The sequence below is a fragment of the Streptomyces sp. NPDC048604 genome, from assembly GCF_043199435.1.
GTDB lineage: Bacteria > Actinomycetota > Actinomycetes > Streptomycetales > Streptomycetaceae > Streptomyces.
Genome location: NZ_JBICVX010000037.1, coordinates 1 through 4,968, shown reverse-complemented (window position 1 = coordinate 4,968; position 4,968 = coordinate 1). Strand labels below are relative to the sequence as shown.

The following is a 4,968-nucleotide window of genomic DNA, read 5'->3' as shown; positions in this document are numbered from 1 at the left end:
CTTCAGAACTAACACAGTGGACGCGAGCAACTGAGGACAAGCCCTCGGCCTATTAGTACCGGTCAGCTCCACCCATTACTGGGCTTCCACATCCGGCCTATCAACCCAGTCGTCTACTGGGAGCCTTACCCTCTCAAGGAGGTGGGAATACTCATCTCGAAGCAGGCTTCCCGCTTAGATGCTTTCAGCGGTTATCCCTCCCGAACGTAGCCAACCAGCCATGCCCTTGGCAGGACAACTGGCACACCAGAGGTTCGTCCGTCCCGGTCCTCTCGTACTAGGGACAGCCCTTCTCAATATTCCTGCGCGCACAGAGGATAGGGACCGAACTGTCTCACGACGTTCTAAACCCAGCTCGCGTACCGCTTTAATGGGCGAACAGCCCAACCCTTGGGACCGACTCCAGCCCCAGGATGCGACGAGCCGACATCGAGGTGCCAAACCATCCCGTCGATATGGACTCTTGGGGAAGATCAGCCTGTTATCCCCGGGGTACCTTTTATCCGTTGAGCGACGGCGCTTCCACAAGCCACCGCCGGATCACTAGTCCCGACTTTCGTCCCTGCTCGACCCGTCGGTCTCACAGTCAAGCTCCCTTGTGCACTTACACTCAACACCTGATTGCCAACCAGGCTGAGGGAACCTTTGGGCGCCTCCGTTACCCTTTGGGAGGCAACCGCCCCAGTTAAACTACCCATCAGACACTGTCCCTGATCCGGATCACGGACCGAGGTTAGACATCCAGCACGACCAGAGTGGTATTTCAACGGCGACTCCACAACCACTGGCGTGGCCGCTTCAAAGTCTCCCACCTATCCTACACAAGCCGAACCGAACACCAATATCAAACTGTAGTAAAGGTCCCGGGGTCTTTCCGTCCTTCTGCGCGAAACGAGCATCTTTACTCGTAGTGCAATTTCACCGGGCCTATGGTTGAGACAGTCGAGAAGTCGTTACGCCATTCGTGCAGGTCGGAACTTACCCGACAAGGAATTTCGCTACCTTAGGATGGTTATAGTTACCACCGCCGTTTACTGGCGCTTAAGTTCTCAGCTTCGCAACCCCGAAAGGTCACTAACCGGTCCCCTTAACGTTCCAGCACCGGGCAGGCGTCAGTCCGTATACATCGCCTTACGGCTTCGCACGGACCTGTGTTTTTAGTAAACAGTCGCTTCTCGCTGGTCTCTGCGGCCACCCCCAGCTCAGAGTGCAAGACTCATCACCAGACGTGGCCCCCCTTCTCCCGAAGTTACGGGGGCATTTTGCCGAGTTCCTTAACCATAGTTCACCCGAACGCCTCGGTATTCTCTACCTGACCACCTGAGTCGGTTTAGGGTACGGGCCGCCATGAAACTCGCTAGAGGCTTTTCTCGACAGCATAGGATCATCCACTTCGCCACAATCGGCTCGGCATCAGGTCTCAGGCTATATGTGTGACGGATTTGCCTACCACACGCCCTACACCCTTACCCCGGGACAACCACCGCCCGGGCTGGACTACCTTCCTGCGTCACCCCATCGCTTACCTACTACCACCTTGGGCCGGCGGCTCCACCACTCCCCTTTGCCCGAAGGCTCCGGGGCGGCTTCACGGCCTTAGCATTAATGGGCTCGATATTGGGCGTTTCAAAGCGGGTACCGGAATATCAACCGGTTGTCCATCGACTACGCCTGTCGGCCTCGCCTTAGGTCCCGACTTACCCTGGGCAGATCAGCTTGACCCAGGAACCCTTAGTCAATCGGCGCACACGTTTCTCACGTGTGTATCGCTACTCATGCCTGCATTCTCACTCGTGAACCGTCCACAACTCGCTTCCGCGGCTGCTTCACCCGGCACACGACGCTCCCCTACCCATCACAGCGGGCGTTGGCCCTCATGCTGCAATGACACGACTTCGGCGGTACGCTTGAGCCCCGCTACATTGTCGGCGCGGAATCACTTGACCAGTGAGCTATTACGCACTCTTTCAAGGGTGGCTGCTTCTAAGCCAACCTCCTGGTTGTCTCTGCGACTCCACATCCTTTCCCACTTAGCGTACGCTTAGGGGCCTTAGTCGATGCTCTGGGCTGTTTCCCTCTCGACCATGGAGCTTATCCCCCACAGTCTCACTGCCGTGCTCTCACTTACCGGCATTCGGAGTTTGGCTAAGGTCAGTAACCCGGTAGGGCCCATCGCCTATCCAGTGCTCTACCTCCGGCAAGAAACACACGACGCTGCACCTAAATGCATTTCGGGGAGAACCAGCTATCACGGAGTTTGATTGGCCTTTCACCCCTAACCACAGGTCATCCCCCAGGTTTTCAACCCTGGTGGGTTCGGTCCTCCACGAAGTCTTACCTCCGCTTCAACCTGCCCATGGCTAGATCACTCCGCTTCGGGTCTTGAGCGCGCTACTGAATCGCCCTATTCGGACTCGCTTTCGCTACGGCTTCCCCACACGGGTTAACCTCGCAACACACCGCAAACTCGCAGGCTCATTCTTCAAAAGGCACGCAGTCACGAGACATAGCAAGCTATGTCCGACGCTCCCACGGCTTGTAGGCACACGGTTTCAGGTACTATTTCACTCCGCTCCCGCGGTACTTTTCACCATTCCCTCACGGTACTATCCGCTATCGGTCACCAGGGAATATTTAGGCTTAGCGGGTGGTCCCGCCAGATTCACACGGGATTTCTCGGGCCCCGTGCTACTTGGGTGTCTCTCAAGCAAGCCGCTGATGTTTCAGCTACGGGGGTCTTACCCTCTACGCCGGACCTTTCGCATGTCCTTCGCCTACATCAACGGTTTCTGACTCGCCTCACAGCCGGCAGACTGTGAAAGAGAGATCCCACAACCCCGCATGCGCAACCCCTGCCGGGTATCACACGCATACGGTTTGGCCTCATCCGGTTTCGCTCGCCACTACTCCCGGAATCACGGTTGTTTTCTCTTCCTGAGGGTACTGAGATGTTTCACTTCCCCTCGTTCCCTCCACATGCCCTATGTGTTCAGGCATGGGTGACAGCCCATGACGACTGCCGGGTTTCCCCATTCGGAAACCCCCGGATCAAAGCCTGGTTGACGGCTCCCCGGGGACTATCGTGGCCTCCCACGTCCTTCATCGGTTCCTGGTGCCAAGGCATCCACCGTGCGCCCTTAAAAACTTGGCCACAGATGCTCGCGTCCACTGTGTAGTTCTCAAGCAACGACCAGCCACCCATCACCCCGCCACAACATGACGAGTTCACTGGGGCCGGCATCGCGAAGATACAAACCTTACGGCCGTACCCTCAGATACCCAACAACGTGCCAGGCACGAGTCCCCGTCCGTGACTTCCGTTCCACGCCGAAGCAGTACTGGGAAGACCATCAGGTCACTCGTGCCAACTAATCAACGTTCCACCCATGAGCTGACCGTGCAGAACGTTTGTCTGCAATCGGTGCTGTGCTCCTTAGAAAGGAGGTGATCCAGCCGCACCTTCCGGTACGGCTACCTTGTTACGACTTCGTCCCAATCGCCAGTCCCACCTTCGACGGCTCCCTCCACAAGGGTTGGGCCACCGGCTTCGGGTGTTACCGACTTTCGTGACGTGACGGGCGGTGTGTACAAGGCCCGGGAACGTATTCACCGCAGCAATGCTGATCTGCGATTACTAGCAACTCCGACTTCATGGGGTCGAGTTGCAGACCCCAATCCGAACTGAGACAGGCTTTTTGAGATTCGCTCCGCCTCGCGGCATCGCAGCTCTTTGTACCTGCCATTGTAGCACGTGTGCAGCCCAAGACATAAGGGGCATGATGACTTGACGTCGTCCCCACCTTCCTCCGAGTTGACCCCGGCGGTCTCCTGTGAGTCCCCATCACCCCGAAGGGCATGCTGGCAACACAGGACAAGGGTTGCGCTCGTTGCGGGACTTAACCCAACATCTCACGACACGAGCTGACGACAGCCATGCACCACCTGTATACCGACCACAAGGGGGGCACTATCTCTAATGCTTTCCGGTATATGTCAAGCCTTGGTAAGGTTCTTCGCGTTGCGTCGAATTAAGCCACATGCTCCGCTGCTTGTGCGGGCCCCCGTCAATTCCTTTGAGTTTTAGCCTTGCGGCCGTACTCCCCAGGCGGGGAACTTAATGCGTTAGCTGCGGCACCGACGACGTGGAATGTCGCCAACACCTAGTTCCCAACGTTTACGGCGTGGACTACCAGGGTATCTAATCCTGTTCGCTCCCCACGCTTTCGCTCCTCAGCGTCAGTAATGGCCCAGAGATCCGCCTTCGCCACCGGTGTTCCTCCTGATATCTGCGCATTTCACCGCTACACCAGGAATTCCGATCTCCCCTACCACACTCTAGCCTGCCCGTATCGAATGCAGACCCGGGGTTAAGCCCCGGGCTTTCACATCCGACGCGACAAGCCGCCTACGAGCTCTTTACGCCCAATAATTCCGGACAACGCTTGCGCCCTACGTATTACCGCGGCTGCTGGCACGTAGTTAGCCGGCGCTTCTTCTGCAGGTACCGTCACTTTCGCTTCTTCCCTGCTGAAAGAGGTTTACAACCCGAAGGCCGTCATCCCTCACGCGGCGTCGCTGCATCAGGCTTTCGCCCATTGTGCAATATTCCCCACTGCTGCCTCCCGTAGGAGTCTGGGCCGTGTCTCAGTCCCAGTGTGGCCGGTCGCCCTCTCAGGCCGGCTACCCGTCGTCGCCTTGGTAGGCCATCACCCCACCAACAAGCTGATAGGCCGCGGGCTCATCCTTCACCGCCGGAGCTTTCCACCGCAGGAGATGCCTCCCGCAGTCGTATCCGGTATTAGACCCCGTTTCCAGGGCTTGTCCCAGAGTGAAGGGCAGATTGCCCACGTGTTACTCACCCGTTCGCCACTAATCCACCCCGAAGGGCTTCATCGTTCGACTTGCATGTGTTAAGCACGCCGCCAGCGTTCGTCCTGAGCCAGGATCAAACTCTCCGTGAATGTTTAC

General features: G+C 57.5%; 2 rRNA genes. Both read right to left on the bottom strand.

Going from position 1 to position 4,968, the window contains the following annotated elements:
* Window positions 1–32: 32 nt before the first annotated feature.
* Window positions 33–3,151, bottom strand: a 23S ribosomal RNA gene (locus tag ACGFMM_RS35705).
* Window positions 3,152–3,437: 286 nt separating this feature from the next.
* Window positions 3,438–4,961 (bottom strand): 16S ribosomal RNA (locus tag ACGFMM_RS35700).
* Together the 16S and 23S rRNA genes form the textbook arrangement of a ribosomal RNA operon.
* Window positions 4,962–4,968: the final 7 nt, after the last annotated feature.